At 51.3% G+C, this 13,782-nt stretch carries 15 protein-coding genes and 1 pseudogene; 5 read left to right on the top strand and 11 right to left on the bottom strand.

Annotated elements, in window-relative coordinates; all coding sequences use genetic code 11:
- Nucleotides 1-121 precede the first annotated feature (121 nt).
- The 3 genes from zntB to dbpA all read left to right on the top strand — a co-directional run bounded on the left by zntB (nucleotide 122) and on the right by dbpA (nucleotide 2,962).
- On the top strand, nucleotides 122-1,105 hold the full coding sequence (zntB, locus tag ELK40_RS12575; RefSeq protein WP_127731204.1) for a zinc transporter ZntB: 984 nt from the start codon (nucleotides 122-124) through the stop codon (nucleotides 1,103-1,105).
- 291 nt (nucleotides 1,106-1,396) lie between these two features.
- A complete protein-coding gene (locus ELK40_RS22880) occupies nucleotides 1,397-1,561 on the top strand; it encodes a hypothetical protein (RefSeq protein WP_320718313.1) in 165 nt (54 codons plus the stop codon).
- Nucleotides 1,562-1,588: 27 nt separating this feature from the next.
- Nucleotides 1,589-2,962 carry an ATP-dependent RNA helicase DbpA gene (gene dbpA, locus ELK40_RS12565; protein WP_127731202.1) on the top strand — a complete coding sequence of 458 codons (1,374 nt, stop codon included), beginning with the start codon at nucleotides 1,589-1,591 and terminating at the stop codon, nucleotides 2,960-2,962.
- Between the two features lie 42 nt (nucleotides 2,963-3,004).
- Here dbpA and ttcA read toward each other — a convergent pair whose 3' ends face one another.
- The 11 genes and pseudogenes from ttcA to ELK40_RS12520 form a co-directional block, all read right to left on the bottom strand.
- Nucleotides 3,005-3,940, bottom strand: a complete 936-nt coding sequence (gene ttcA, locus ELK40_RS12560) for a tRNA 2-thiocytidine(32) synthetase TtcA (protein WP_127731200.1) — start codon at nucleotides 3,938-3,940, stop codon at nucleotides 3,005-3,007.
- A gap of 49 nt (nucleotides 3,941-3,989) precedes the next feature.
- The gene (locus ELK40_RS12555; protein ID WP_063149584.1) at nucleotides 3,990-5,228 is read right to left on the bottom strand and encodes a site-specific integrase; all 1,239 of its coding nucleotides are present in this window, start codon (nucleotides 5,226-5,228) and stop codon (nucleotides 3,990-3,992) included.
- 1 nt (nucleotide 5,229) lies between these two features.
- A complete protein-coding gene (xisR, locus tag ELK40_RS12550) occupies nucleotides 5,230-5,442 on the bottom strand; it encodes an excisionase family protein (RefSeq protein ID WP_014884030.1) in 213 nt (70 codons plus the stop codon).
- A gap of 64 nt (nucleotides 5,443-5,506) precedes the next feature.
- Nucleotides 5,507-5,749, bottom strand: a complete 243-nt coding sequence (locus ELK40_RS12545) for a DUF4060 family protein (RefSeq protein ID WP_126328689.1) — start codon at nucleotides 5,747-5,749, stop codon at nucleotides 5,507-5,509.
- A 38-nt stretch (nucleotides 5,750-5,787) separates the two neighbouring features.
- The gene (locus ELK40_RS12540) at nucleotides 5,788-6,873 is read right to left on the bottom strand and encodes a RecT family recombinase (RefSeq protein ID WP_127731198.1); all 1,086 of its coding nucleotides are present in this window, start codon (nucleotides 6,871-6,873) and stop codon (nucleotides 5,788-5,790) included.
- Nucleotides 6,874-6,882: 9 nt separating this feature from the next.
- Nucleotides 6,883-10,020, bottom strand: coding sequence for a RecE family exodeoxyribonuclease (locus ELK40_RS12535; protein WP_127731196.1), 3,138 nt, complete (start codon nucleotides 10,018-10,020; stop codon nucleotides 6,883-6,885).
- Between the two features lie 141 nt (nucleotides 10,021-10,161).
- On the bottom strand, nucleotides 10,162-10,326 hold the full coding sequence (locus ELK40_RS22710) for a YdaE family protein (protein ID WP_164850627.1): 165 nt from the start codon (nucleotides 10,324-10,326) through the stop codon (nucleotides 10,162-10,164).
- Nucleotides 10,319-10,474, bottom strand: a pseudogene (locus tag ELK40_RS22875) (hypothetical protein); the annotation flags it as partial. The gene ELK40_RS22710 and the pseudogene ELK40_RS22875, both read right to left, overlap by 8 nt.
- Nucleotides 10,475-10,794: 320 nt before the next feature.
- Entirely contained in the window at nucleotides 10,795-11,613 is an 819-nt protein-coding gene (locus ELK40_RS12530) for a DUF3037 domain-containing protein (RefSeq protein WP_127731194.1), read from the bottom strand.
- Nucleotides 11,610-12,350 carry a HipA family kinase gene (locus ELK40_RS12525; RefSeq protein ID WP_127731192.1) on the bottom strand — a complete coding sequence of 247 codons (741 nt, stop codon included), beginning with the start codon at nucleotides 12,348-12,350 and terminating at the stop codon, nucleotides 11,610-11,612. The genes ELK40_RS12530 and ELK40_RS12525 overlap by 4 nt, the downstream gene beginning before the upstream one ends.
- 88 nt (nucleotides 12,351-12,438) lie before the next feature.
- Nucleotides 12,439-12,822, bottom strand: a complete 384-nt coding sequence (locus ELK40_RS12520) for a helix-turn-helix domain-containing protein (RefSeq protein WP_127731190.1) — start codon at nucleotides 12,820-12,822, stop codon at nucleotides 12,439-12,441.
- Nucleotides 12,823-12,924: 102 nt separating this feature from the next.
- Between ELK40_RS12520 and ELK40_RS12515 the strand changes: the two genes are divergently transcribed.
- Together ELK40_RS12515 and ELK40_RS12510 are read left to right on the top strand one after the other, a co-directional pair.
- Entirely contained in the window at nucleotides 12,925-13,152 is a 228-nt protein-coding gene (locus ELK40_RS12515; protein ID WP_127731188.1) for a YdaS family helix-turn-helix protein, read from the top strand.
- Between the two features lie 2 nt (nucleotides 13,153-13,154).
- Nucleotides 13,155-13,706 carry a toxin YdaT family protein gene (locus ELK40_RS12510; RefSeq protein WP_127731186.1) on the top strand — a complete coding sequence of 184 codons (552 nt, stop codon included), beginning with the start codon at nucleotides 13,155-13,157 and terminating at the stop codon, nucleotides 13,704-13,706.
- Nucleotides 13,707-13,782: the final 76 nt, after the last annotated feature.

Raw genomic sequence — 13,782 nt, 5'->3', positions numbered from 1 at the left:
TTTGCCTCTTGCCAGCATGTTCATTTCCTGAGCGATTTCAGCGCGATGGAAAACATAGTTGTTGATTAAGCCCTGATGGAGGCTAGACTGACACCGAAAGAGCTAAAAAGGCGGAGGCGCTGTGGAAATCATTAAAGGATCTGAACTTAACGTTCCAGACGCAGTTTTTGCGTGGGTGCTGGACGGTCGCGGCGGTGCGCGACCGCTGGAAGACAATGATGCGATCGATAGCGCGCATCCCTGCTGGCTACATCTGAACTACACCCATACGGACAGCGCTGACTGGCTGGCCTCGACTCCACTCCTGCCTAATAACGTGCGCGATGCGCTGGCGGGTGAAAGCCTGCGGCCCCGCGTGAGCCGAATGGGGGACGGGACGCTGATCACCCTGCGCTGCATTAACGGCAGCACGGATGAACGTCCGGATCAGCTGGTTGCGATGCGTGTCTACATGGACGATGGGCTGATTGTGTCTACCCGGCAGCGAAAAGTTCTGGCGCTGGATGACATCGTCAACGATCTGAAAGAGGGCACCGGGCCAACCGACTGCGGCAGCTGGCTGGTGGACGTGTGCGACGCGCTTACCGATCACGCGAGTGAGTTCATCGAAGAGCTGCACGACAAAATCATCGACCTGGAAGATAACCTTCTCGATCAGCAGATCCCGCCGCGCGGTTTTCTGGCCTTGCTGCGTAAGCAGCTGATTGTGATGCGCCGCTATATGACGCCGCAGCGCGACGTTTATGCGCGCCTTGCCAGCGAAAGGCTCGCCTGGATGAATGACGATCAGCGACGCAGAATGCAGGATATTGCCGACAGGCTGGGCCGCGGGTTGGATGAAATAGATTCCTGTATTGCCAGAACGGCGGTGATGGCGGACGAAATCGCGCAGGTAATGCAGGAATCTCTGGCGAGAAGAACCTATACGATGTCCCTGATGGCGATGGTGTTTTTACCGAGCACGTTTCTGACCGGGTTGTTTGGCGTCAACCTGGGCGGTATTCCGGGGGGCGCTTATCGCTACGGCTTTACGGCCTTTTGCGTGATGTTAGTTGTTTTGATTGGGGGTGTTGCATGGTGGTTGCATCGTAGTAAATGGCTGTAAATTTACGCTTTTTTCCTCTTTTTCCGGGATTAAAACGCTCTTTTAATTGAGCAAAGTCAATAAACATCTACCCCGTAAGGTGCAATATTACTCCCGCAGGTGAATGCAACGTCAAGCGATGGGCGTTGCGCTCCATATTGTCTTACTTCCTTTTTTGAATTACTGCATAGCACAATTGATTCGTACGACGCCGACTTCATAGTCGGCTTTTTTTTGCCTCCTGATTCTCAGCGTCTACCCTAAAAGGGATGACAGCCAATTCTGGAGGGAATGATGAGCATCCTTTACGCTCTGCTACTGCAACATTCACGTCAATCCGATCCCATCCCCACCGATCCGGTGCCCATGCCCGATCCCATACCGCGTCCGCAGCCAATGCCCGACCCGCCGCCCGATGAAGAACCGATTAAATTGTCGCATCGGACCGCGAGATCTGCGAGGATACGCGCCATCTGACCGCTAAGATCACCACGAGAGACAATTGTGACCGCTTTTTCTACCCTGAATGTTCTGCCCGACGCCCAACTCGCTAACCTCAACGAGTTGGGATACCTCACGATGACGTCTGTTCAGGCGGCCGCGTTGCCCGCCATCCTCGAGGGCCGTGACGTACGCGTACAGGCGAAAACGGGCAGCGGGAAAACGGCGGCATTTGGCCTTGGCCTGTTGCAGCATATCGATGCGGCGCTTTTTCAGACCCAGTCTCTGGTGCTGTGCCCGACCCGCGAACTGGCAGACCAGGTCGCGGGTGAACTGCGTCGCCTGGCGCGTTTCCTGTCCAACACCAAGATTTTAACCCTCTGTGGCGGACAGCCGTTCGGCGCCCAGCGTGATTCACTCCAGCATGCGCCGCACATTATTGTCGCCACGCCCGGACGCCTGCTGGATCACCTGCAAAAAGGCACCGTCTCGCTGGATGCGTTACAAACGCTGGTCATGGATGAGGCCGATCGGATGCTGGATATGGGCTTCAGCGATGCGATTGACGAGGTGATCCGTTTCGCACCGTCCGATCGTCAGACGCTGCTGTTCTCTGCGACCTGGCCCGAAGCCATCGCCGCCATCAGTGGTCGCGTGCAGAAAAATCCACTCACCATTGAAATCGACAGCGTTGATGCGCTGCCCGCCATCGAGCAGCAGTTCTTTGAAACCTCTCAGCAGGGTAAAATCCCGCTCCTGCAGAAATTGCTGAGCCAGCATCAGCCTGGGTCCTGCGTGGTGTTCTGTAATACCAAAAAAGACTGTCAGTCGGTCTGTGATGCTCTGAATGCCGCCGGTCAGAGCGCATTGTCGCTGCATGGCGATCTGGAACAGCGCGATCGCGATCAGACGCTGATTCGTTTCGCTAACGGCAGCGCCCGAGTTCTTGTCGCAACCGACGTCGCTGCACGCGGTCTGGATATCAAATCGCTTGAGCTGGTGGTGAACTTTGAGCTGGCATGGGATCCTGAAGTACACGTGCACCGTATTGGCCGTACCGCGCGCGCGGGAAACAGCGGACTGGCCATCAGCTTCTGCGCACCTGAAGAGGCGCAGCGCGCCAATATTCTTTCTGAGATGCTGCAGATTAAGCTGAACTGGGTGAATGCACCGGCCGGCGTTAGCCTTGTGCCGCTGGAGGCTGAAATGGCGACGCTGTGCATTGATGGCGGTAAAAAAGCTAAGATGCGTCCAGGTGACGTATTAGGCGCGCTGACCGGAGATGTGGGGCTGGACGGGGCGGATATCGGTAAGATTGCGGTCCATCCGGCGCATGTATATGTCGCGGTTCGCCAGAAGGTTGCTCATAAGGCATGGAAGCAGCTGCAAAACGGGAAAATTAAGGGTAAAAGCTGTCGCGTACGTCTGCTGAAATAAAGAATGAAGCGTCTCAGACGGTTTTTCTGAGACGCTAATCGTTTACTTCACTTCAAGCACGTTCAGACGCAGCTCTTCAAACTGACTGTCATCTTCTTCCGGCTGCCAGCCCGCTGGCTGCATGGGAATATCTTCCCGATCGAACGCCAGGTCCCCGCCATTCACAACTTCTGACTCGTGGTTGATGCCTTTAAAGTCGAACAGCTCCACATCCGCGAGATGGGAAGGGACGACATTCTGCATCGCGCTGAACATGGTTTCGATACGACCCGGATAACGCTTATCCCAGTCGCGCAGCATGTCACCAATTACCTGACGCTGCAGGTTCGGCTGAGAGCCGCACAGGTTACATGGAATGATCGGGAACGCTTTCGCCTGAGAAAAACGTTCAATGTCTTTTTCGCGGCAGTAGGCGAGAGGGCGGATCACAATGTGCTTGCCGTCATCGCTCATCAGCTTAGGCGGCATGCCTTTCATCTTGCCGCCGTAGAACATGTTCAGGAACAGCGTTTGCAGGATATCGTCGCGGTGATGGCCCAGCGCAATTTTGGTCGCGCCCAGCTCCGTCGCGGTACGATACAGAATGCCGCGGCGCAGGCGAGAGCAGAGTGAGCAGGTGGTTTTCCCCTCCGGGATTTTCTCTTTCACAATGCCGTAGGTATTCTCTTCGACGATTTTGTACTCAACGCCCAGCTTTTCGAGGTATTCCGGCAGAATGTGCTCCGGGAAACCCGGCTGTTTCTGGTCAAGGTTGACCGCCACCAGGGAAAAATTTACCGGCGCACTTTGCTGGAGATTACGCAGGATCTCCAGCATGGTATAGCTGTCTTTACCCCCTGACAGGCAAACCATGATGCGGTCGCCTTCTTCAATCATGTTGAAGTCTGCAATGGCTTCGCCCACGTTACGGCGCAGTCGCTTTTGCAGTTTGTTGAGGTTGTATTGCTCTTTTTTGTTAATCTCTTGATTTTCTTGCATTTATTACTACCTTCGGAGCCAATAGGGGCATAATAGGGGCAAAAATTTTTCAGCGTGCCAGCTTATCGTTAAGCATCAGCACCTGTTCGCCATTCATTTCTTCAATCCACGCACCGTAGACTTCATAAACCATTTGCGCGTTTTCATGCCCCATCTGGCTGGCTATGAAAGACGGGTTAGCGCCGGCAGATAAAAGCCAGCAGGCAAAAGTATGCCGCGTATGGTACGGATTCCGGCGGCGAATACCAGCACGTTTTACAGCTGCGTTAAATCTGGAGCCGATACTCGATAAAGAGTAGTAGGCCTTCTGTATGCCCTTGCGCATCCTGGGCATGAAAACAAACCGCAGGTTCTGATATTCCATCGCACCATACTCTCGGTGATGAAACACAATCTCGGTTTTGGGCTGTAACGAAGTCAGCGTTCGCTGTGCCTTCAAGGCCTCTAGTGCTGGCTCTAATAGCGTGATAACTCGATCACCTGCATCGGTTTTGGGTGGGACGAACATTCCTAGCGCATTAAGGTTACGCTGTATATGAGCCGTACCTTTTTCCCAGTCGATATCTTCCCAGGCAAGAGCTGCAAGCTCTCCATGACGGACACCAGTATAAACTGCGAACGTCCACATATTGAGGCTTTGGCCACGCTCCGATTCCGCAAGCAAACTAAACTCCTGCTTCGTTAAAGGATCCGGTTTTACTTTCCCTTTGTGTAGTTTCTTGATCCCTTCAAAGGGTTTGCCACTGATAAAGCCTGATTTGTGTGCAAACCGAAGAAGGGAGCAAAGAAGCGATATATAGTTGTTCACGGTACGCACAGTGCGTCCCTGTTTGTTACTTCTGGGATTTGCCAGGTAAAGTGTCTCACCGTTCAACAGCTCCTTTCTGTATTTAAGAATGTCGCTGTGGCGTATAGTTGAAACAGGCGTATCTCCGTTAATGATGTGCATTAACGTACCGAGTTGTGAGCGCGTCTTACGCATGGTATTCGCGCTAATTTCGGTTTCTTTAATGCTCGTCCACAGTTCGCACAGCTCTGAAAAGGTTTGAACTGAAACAGTGGTTACGGTTTTTTTTGCTCTGGACGATGAAGGAAAGCGCTGGTGGTAATCAAACTCTCCAAGGTTGATCTCACTAACGATCACAGCCCGAAGATTCCCGGCTTTTTTGATGTTCGCCGGGGTGTTAATCCAACCTTTGAGGATTTCTCGGCAACGCTTTCCCCGGTACATAAACCAGATACAAATCTTATTGTTTCTGATTTCGACACCTGTAGGCAAAGCTGCCATCTTACGCATCCCTTATTAACTGATTAATTCTCGGATAGTTGTACCAGGTTGTGCCACGCAAGGTTTTTTCTCCGGAAGGAGAAACCCGTTTAAAATGGACACCTTCCACCCAACAGCCCTGGCGATACTTCTCAATCTGTCGTTCGGTCAGGCCTGTTTTTTCTGTGAGTCTTGCGCCAACAACCCATTCTTCGTTAAAAATTACCTGCGACATAGTTCACCTCAGGTAACCGGCATGAGTATAGATATGCCGGTCTGTAGTCGTTGATATTTCAGTTTCAGTTTGCCTGGCCGGGCAGGGAGCGCAGTCGGCGCATGCCGGTCATTGCTGTGGCCACGTAGCTTGCCTTGCAGTTGACCACTTCAACCCAGACCTTCACGCCTTCCACTTTCACCGTATAGGTCTCTTTCATATTGCTGCGCCCATAGTCACCATATCTTTGCTGGTGGGCTGCGAGTGCGATTTCACATGCCTGGCGAGCTAAAGGGGATTGCTTACTGCCTCGATTAATCAGTCGCATTTCTTCTCCTTGAGGGAGGGTTTCCCCTCCCGATCTCGTTAGTCCACGTATTCCGGTTTCATATCCGCCAGGGTGATGCTGAACTGACCATGCAGTTCGTCGCCCAGATGGCGTTTCGACGATGCAAGAACGCGCTCTACTTCTGCGAACCGCTCAGCTGCATCGGGCTCATCTGAAGGTGGCAAGGAATTGATGGCTGCTTCGACTTTGTTCCGTGCATCAACCAGGTAATAACGTTTCACAGCCTTGTTTTTCAGCTCAGTGAACAGGGCAGAACCCAGCGTTACTTTCACGGTTTCAATATCTGCGCGCAGAGCTTTAGCGCTATCCACATCCTGAGCCGCCTCGATGCGATCACGGAAATCATCAGCAAGTGCATCGATGTTTTGAGCTGATTCCTGAGCCGTTTGAGTAGTAGTGACGTTGTCACCTGAAATATCTGCAAGGCTTACGTGCTGCGCCGGTGCTGGATTTACCTCTCGTTCTTCACGGCGATCATCCAGTTCATCCGGGGTATAAACTCCCAGAATTACATCCGGGCAGAACAGTCTCGCCCAGCGTTTGACGGCCAGGTAAGCCAGCTGCTGGCGAGGATCGTCTGCCCACAGGGTAGAGTTTCGGGTACGGGCCTGAGCCAGCAGCAAATCGAGTTCTCTTGGCTGATCCTCACCTTTCAGGGTTGCGCGGATAATGATGCCGATCCCGGCTTCGTCAGCCAGGGTCCAGCCCGGGACGCGGTACTCGCCTTTGTCTCCTTTACGGATATGGAATTTTCCAACGACCTTTTCCCATGGCCCGTACCACTCATATTCAAAACGGCTGGCCAGCACGCCGCTGCGCGAAATGACTGCATTAACCAACTGCGCTTCATACCCGAGCACACCGTTAATCAGGTGCGTCTTTTGGGCCACGGCAAAGGGATTCATCTGCCACTGTGCCGCTTGCATCGCTACAGCCATGCAGTCGGCCTGGTTGCCCTGCAGATGTTTAGGAACAGTGGCAGTGCCCTGCGCCATGATCTGCGCAAATGTGCTGATGGCGTTCAGATACTGGGAATCGAACAAAGCCACGTTGGAGTTAATAACGGTGTTCTGGTCAGCAACGGTAACGTTAGTGTTATGCATAAATCCCCCTTAAGCCTGAGCGCGCAGTGCTTCGAGGCGGCGCAGGTCGAAGTCGTTCAGTTCATCGGTGTAATCGGTAGTGATCGGCGCTGGCCATTCGCCCGTGTCGAATCCGGTTGCGATGGCGCGCATCGTTTTGCGGTACTCGAGCATGCCCAGTTCAAGCAGTTCGGTGGACGCCTCGATGATGGCGATCCAGTGGTAGTTCTCGTCTTTGTTGACGAAAATCCAGAAGAACTGATCCAGCGCCGCGGTCTCGCAATACATAGCCGCACTGAGGTGGTAGTCCCGATCAATGATTTCCCGGTGCAGCCTTGCGCGCAGGCTTTCCTGCTTCACATTCCACATGCTGATGGTTTTCAGGTCAGCACCGATGCGCACGCCGTCCAGTTCAATCTCGAGGTCAGGGCGTACACGCACTTCTAATCCGGTTTCGTCGTCGAAACCGAAATAGCTCACTTCAACGGCGCGGCTTGGATGTGTCAGCAGCATGCCCGCGGTCGGGTGCGCCAGTAGTGCGGACTGAATTGCCCGCGCTGTGGCCAGCTGCTGGCGGGTAACCAGATTCTTTTCGCCAGGGTTGTCGCGCCAGGCATCCAGCAGCTCGTCTGCGAACACGGCATCGGGCTTAACTGATTTAACCGCCTGGATCATGTCTGCTTTGGTGCCGGACACTTTCAGCGGCGTCGGTTTCTGCGCTTCCTGTGCGACCAAATCAGGATTGATGATCGCTAATTGCTCGAGTAACACATCACGGCTGCCGCTGGTTTTAACCGATACGGGCAGGGTGGCGTTGTACTCTTTAATGCATGCCTTCATCGCCGTTGCTGTCTGCTTCTGGCCTTCTTCAATACGCTGGTACGCAACAGGGAGAGCCATATAGCTTTGACCAGTTTCTTCCAGGCTCGCGCCAAGCGGCACTGGAGCGGGAAGGGATGCATTATGTTCTTCAAGCAACGCTTTGATCTCGTCAGCGCTTAGTAGTGCCGGCAGGCTGGCGTTGTACGCGTCGATAAACTCACGCAAAGTTGCGGTGGTGGTGAAAGCACCCTCCGGGATCTCTGGTTCTACGCTGAACTCTGCTTCGAGGTTTTCCGGCTGCAATGCAAGGGCATGCACCAGGTTCCCCATGTCCAGCACTTTGGATGTTGTGCGCGGGATGGTTTTAGCCACATGGCGCGCGTTGAAGTACATCAGGCTGACGCGGGCATCTTTTACCTGGGTTGAGCTAATACCGTTTGCTGCGTGATAAACATCATTCGGCAGACCTTCGTAGCGGCCAGGCTCGAAGTAAGCAGGGTATTCGATTACTGGCTCTGACTGTTCCTCTTCTGGCGCTATGGAATCTGTCTGCGAATTAGCTGCATCAGTGCTTTCGCCCGGTGGTACCGAACCAACATCTTCGTCTTTCTCTGGCTTAGCCGCTTCCATCTGCACATCGCTGGTGGTCTCCGCTGCGTTTTCCGTTTTTTCGACTTCATTTGAGGAGGTATCGACGACCGGTTCGGTATTTCCACCCATAGGGTCATCGATGGAGAACATGCCGCTGCCGAGATTTTCAACCTGCGATTGTTCAACAGGTGCTTCGGTCTCAACAGCCGGAGTAGACAGCGGCAGCAACTCCACAGCAGAGTTAAACTCAGCCGTCATGGTTTTATTCACAAACTCAAGATGTGCCGCTGGCGTGTTATGAATGTTTTCTGGTGCGATGCGGATCAGATTGAAGATTGCCGCACGGTTCACCGCCAGTACGCCGGGCTGATTACGCAGGATGGCGCTCCATGATTTCCATGGTTCTTCTTTCTTCGCCACGATTTCTTTGGCGCGACGTAAAACGCTTGAGGGAATTTCAAAGTGATGGAAATCCATAGGCAGCAGTGCACAGGCGATCTCAAGATCGAGAGTGTCCAGAGTGTGGTGCGCGCCTTCGCCGCGATCCGTCACATAGCCACCGTCTGCATTGGTCCCAGAATCAGTGCGCTGAATATTACTGATGCGATTACCGGTAGCCCATTCGCGAACGAGAATGCCGCGATCGATATAATCAGTCGCCGCCCAGATTCTGGTGAAACGGAGAACCAAAGCGAGTTCGTGACGCTTCTCCTGGCTGAACACCTTGCGAATGGCGTCGGTGTAGCGCCACAGGTCTTTAGTATCGTAACCCTTAACCTCTTCGCAGTTTTCTGCCGCCAACAGCAGGTTCTGGACATAGCTGTTGTCAGTGTCCATTTCCAGCGCGCAGATACCTTCGTATTCTTCGCGGGTTAAGTGGTGGCGCAGTTCGTTGGCGGTGAACTGGGCGAGTAGCTGCTTCCGGAACGGCATACGCACGACTGGATAACGAGTGGTTTCGTCATCATTCTCGTCAATCTGGATACCGTTATCAGGTTCCAGAACCTGAACGGTTGTAACGTCGGCGCCGCTGGTGCTTTCTGATTTGAGAAGAGCAAGCTTTCCGCTTCTCCACTCTTCAACTAACTGATTGCGGTCGCCGGCATCTGCTCTCGCCCAGTCAGCCATGAATGCAGCGATAATTTCAGTTTCGTGCGCTTCATCTGGCGCGAAGACCTGCTTTATCGCCTGAACGAGTTTCCACTCAGCGTTCAGGCTCAGTTCGGCAATTCCAGGGATGTCGTTCTTCGCCTGCAGCAGGTTCTGGAGATAAGTGTTACCTTCATCCAGTGACATTTCGCTGGCAGCCAGCTGCTGCTCTTTAGAGATGTGTGATTGGTATTTGTCGCTGGTCAGGTGGACGGCAAAACGGACCGCTGGAGTGCGGTTTTCAAGCGGGACACTCTCGACGGTAGTTTCGACATTAACGGACGTTTCCGGTGCGGCAGTGTTGTCCATGGCGGCAGTAGACTCAGCACCAGCCTTTGGCTGCCAGGTGCGCCCATCGTCCTGCAGCTCGTAGCGTTTGCACCAGGTGTAATCCACTGCACTTTCTTCCGGCAGGTCGTTAAACACCGGAAAATCGGTGCGAACAGGTTTTGCATAATCCTTACCGCGACCGGTTTCAATACCTGCATCTTCCAGCTCAACATCGAGCTGCAGGTTTGCACGGGCTTCTGATTTAGCAGTGAACCAAATCACTGCGTCTTCTTTGCCAGATTTCTGCGTAGCCTTAACTACATAGAAAAATTCCATGTGAGATCCTCTTTATTTGGATGTAAGATCCCCGGGCCAGAGATAGCGCCCATTGGGTGAACTTTGGTTTTTTAAGTAGTTTTCCGGTGTAACTTTGGTCGGGAGCACCGGACGTACGGGCCGCCTTGCGCGGCTTTTACGTTATGCCTCGTGGGCCATCTGGTCGTACGAAGCACAACGTTCAGAGCAGTATTCTTTTTCTTTGCGCGCCAGCTGCGCGCCGTTGCGATAGAGAAGGGTACTTTTGGCTACTTCCTCCGGTTCAACCGGCTTGCCGCAGTACCCGCATTTCGTTGAGTTACACATCTGGATTCCCCTTTTGCGCCAGCAGGTAGCACAAGCGGCGAATAATCACCTCGAAGAAGTTCAGCTTTACAGCCTGCTGCCGTCCTGGTTTGCGTGCGAAATCAATCATTCTCACCCTCGTTTGCCTTATCGCCGGCCAGCGGAACGTTTACACCTGATGCGCGTTAATCTCTCCACCTCATCCGACTGTTCGTATGCCGTCGGCGGCTACTCCGTGGGCGTCCTGCCTTGGTGGTTCGTAGTGCGTCTTGGTGATATTGATTAAATCACTGGTTTATATGCATGTCAACATAGGCTTTATATCTGATATAAATCTCCGGTTTATATAACAGCTTTTGTGAGGTGATTGACGAATCGCAGACAAAAAAATCCCGACGCTAAGGTCGGGATCGAAAAGTATGGTGTTGGGGTTTGATATGGGCAGTGCATGAAGGTTAGAAAAAACCCGGCGCTATGGCCGGGTTGATTTCAAATTGCCTGTCTTGCAAAGGAAACGATTGAGCTTTCATCTCTGTAATCAACGTAATTTATCTCGTTGATTTCGAATGTTTTTCTTATTTCCTGCATTGCCTTGGCTTCTAATGAGCTAGGAGCAACTGGTGGATCTATTGTGAATAGTACGTCAGATAATTGCAGAACACGCTCACTCGCAGCTCTGAGAATCTTAGCAGTCCAAGAATCACAATGCTCCATCATTTTTTCAGGCTTCTCTTGGGTAAAAGTTATTGGCTTAATCGCGCAAACTACTTCACCTGCTTGTTTGGCAACAAATGGTATTGTAAATTTGGTAAGATCTCCGCCAAGTGTCTCTTTTTTAAGAGCATTCTTCAAATCATTGTAATGAGAGAATCGGCTCTTAAGTTCACGCGTTAAAATTAACTCGCGAGACTCTTTCGTAACCTCAGAATGGTTAACAAATTTGTTAAATAAATTTAAGGCTAAAATTTCTGGATCTTCAGACATTATCACCCTGGAAGGGCTGAAATGAATAACAGATTCCTTTTTAGCAATCAGATAGTTAAAGAAATTTGCTAATCTCTCAGGTGAATGTAATGTTGTAGCTTGTTCTTGTGCAAAGCTCAGTTCCCTAGCAATGGCATCTTTCGCGCACGGGAATATGATGTCATCTTTAAAGAAATTCTTGATTCTGGCGTTGTTGCTTTGTGTAAGGTGATAACAAAAAAAGTTCTTTTTAGGAGCGCACAAAACCACGCCCACATTAGCAAACTCTTCAGTTTCCGCATATGGGGCATACCTAATTATGCTGTATAGGCATGGGGTGGTCATATCATACTACTCCAAAATTCACGTTCAGTTATCTTCGCGAGAGTGCCTCTGACTTGGTCGAAAAACGCACTATTTTCCATTTCATCTTCATAAAGCCAACTTATCGGGATTTCATCGATAATGGAATCTAACGTGTTGAACGCATCTACAGATATGTCCTGTAGTTCCTCATAATCAACAAGGTCATATGTCCAGGGCCTTCTGCTTGGTGAGTAAACGTGAACATCGTAATCATCAAGAGTTACAGATTGATCGAAAGCAAGGTTGTGGTCAATCAGGTAATGCCTATTGTTAAAGGCATTAAAGATGATGTTGACATTCCCACCATGCTCGGTCAAAGACCTGTCAGTGTTCAAAATCCAACGGTCAAAAAAGTAAATTTTCTTTTGATCGCTTACGCTGACTGATGTTCTAGCTTGCTGGAGGTTTATTGTTGAAGCTCCATCAACATAAGAAGTGGCAAATGCCAGACCAGGGTCTAACTGTCCACGCAGATCGGGCATAAACTCTATCAGCTCAGAATCGACATCAACAATGCGATGCTCTGGAATTTGCAAACCTATCGCATGGGCCAACGAAGCTGAGATCCATTCGGCCGCTAATTCAGTCTTAGGCAGCTTGGGACGCCCTTTAACGATATAGGAATTACCATCATCGCAGCCGCAAAGAAAGGGTTGAGTAATCCCGTCATTCATTCTTCGAGTATAGGATGTCACATGTAAGATGTTGCCTGGCATTGGCAATACCATTCCTTATGCAAATTTAAGAACAAATTCTCGTATTTCACTGAGTTTGGAGCTTCTTAAAGTAACCTTGAATCTTGCATCAGTCCTGCTGAGATCGTATGCGGCCCTTCATGTACTTATCGTACAACTCATCCAACTCCTTCAGGCGAATCGCGAAGATACGGAGCATGTTCTGCTGCTCTTCTTCCGGCAGCTGACGGTAAAGCTCAAGTAGGCGCTGTTCGTCCGGCTTGAGCCCATCTTTCTCACCAACGTCTTCACCGAGTAGCCATGCGACAGAAATGCCAACAGCTTCGGCTATGGCCAGTGCTGATTTTTTACTAATCACTCCTTTTTTGAACCAGCCGTTTACGGCCTGAGGGGTGACTCCAGCTATGCGTGCCATGTCCGCTTTGGTAACGCCGCGATCAGTGATCTCAGTAAGACGTTCTACCAGAACGAGGTTGGGTTCTTCTTTTCTCATAGGGTTATTGTAAATATTTGGTTTACGCGCACAATAAATCCTTGGTTTGCTATAAATATAAATCTGTGGTTTACTTTTGCTGTTACTCAGTTGGAGAATTGTATGTCCGCACTCGATAAAGCAATTAAAGTCGCTGGCTCAGCCAGAAAACTCAGCATCGCGCTTGGTGTGACGAGTATGTCTGTAAGTCATTGGAAGAATCGTGACCACGGGATAGTCCCCCCAAATTACATCTTTCCAATTTTCAATATGACAGGTGTTACACCACACGAACTGCGCCCAGATCTCTACCCAAATCCCACAGACGGTTTACCTAAACAGGAGCCATAACAATGCAAACTTTTTCATTTCAACAGAGTAGCAGAGCTTCCTCTAATCCAATGATATTCCCGTGTCATCAAAGCGAATCGGCAGCGCAGGATGTTGATCATCGCGATATTTGTTCTGCTGTCCGGGCGTGGGCTGCGGTAGAAGGGCGCGTGTCTGTTGCGCTTCAAATCCAAGACGCGGCGGAAGAACTTCAAGTTGATGGAGTGGATTTCTCTGGCCAGTCCGATGTCTGGAACGTGAAGCTGTTCCGCTGGCTAGACAACAAAGAAGACTCCGCATCTTACCGAAAGAACGTCGAACAGCTGGTGCCCGCGATCATGTCTGTATTACCGCTTCGGTACCGCGACCGTGTCGTAAAGAATGACACGTTCGCATTTCGCATGGCCAGGTTGGAAAAAGAGGTGAGTGAGGCGAAGCAAGCTCTGATGCTCGATGCACCGAAGAAGGAAAAGCTGAAGGAGTTAGGCGAGGGGATTTTTGAGATGTTCCGTGTCGATCCGGACCTTACTGCGCCGCTGCTGGCGATGGTGACAACTATGCTGGGGGCAATGTGAAGACTTCAGAAAAGGCGAAAGCCGCGGTGCTCGAACACCAACGGCTTTCAGGTGCAAAAACGGAGTGTAATTGCGG

Origin of the sequence: Enterobacter sp. N18-03635, from assembly GCF_004006055.1 — a bacterium.
In the GTDB taxonomy this organism is placed as follows: domain Bacteria; phylum Pseudomonadota; class Gammaproteobacteria; order Enterobacterales; family Enterobacteriaceae; genus Enterobacter; species Enterobacter vonholyi.
The sequence above is the reverse complement of the archived record's forward strand: the minus strand, read 5'-3'. Positions and strand labels throughout refer to the sequence as shown.